Consider the following 340-nt stretch of genomic DNA (forward strand, 5'->3'; position numbering starts at 1 on the left):
CCGGTATGACGATCCTTACGACTGACAGGTCGCCGAGCGGTCTCGTATCGAGCTGAATCATGTACACTGTATCGACTCCTGCGCCCTCGATCTGTGCGAGAAGAGCGGACATCCTATTTCCGGCGCTGGTGTAATTCTGCCCGGCAATCGCATGGAAATGTACGTCGCGAGGGCCGTCGGACAGGAGGCGTCGGTGCGCCGCAATTTTTTGCCAGTCGGGATATTTTGGATAGGACGTGCGTGTCAGGTCATCACGGGCGCCGGAGATCGCCGTCAGTCGCGACTGCGCCGCCTCGTAGATTGCGTGAACGATCGCGGACGCGGCATCGAAACCTGCAGC

The 340-nt window shown here is 59.7% G+C and carries 1 protein-coding gene; it reads right to left on the bottom strand.

The window, feature by feature from the left end; genetic code table 11:
- On the bottom strand, nucleotides 1-340 hold a 340-nt coding region (locus EOA13_RS37750; RefSeq protein ID WP_206535399.1), incomplete at both ends, for a YcaO-like family protein.

It is taken from the genome of Mesorhizobium sp. M7A.F.Ca.US.011.01.1.1 (genome assembly GCF_003998295.1).
Lineage (GTDB): Bacteria > Pseudomonadota > Alphaproteobacteria > Rhizobiales > Rhizobiaceae > Mesorhizobium.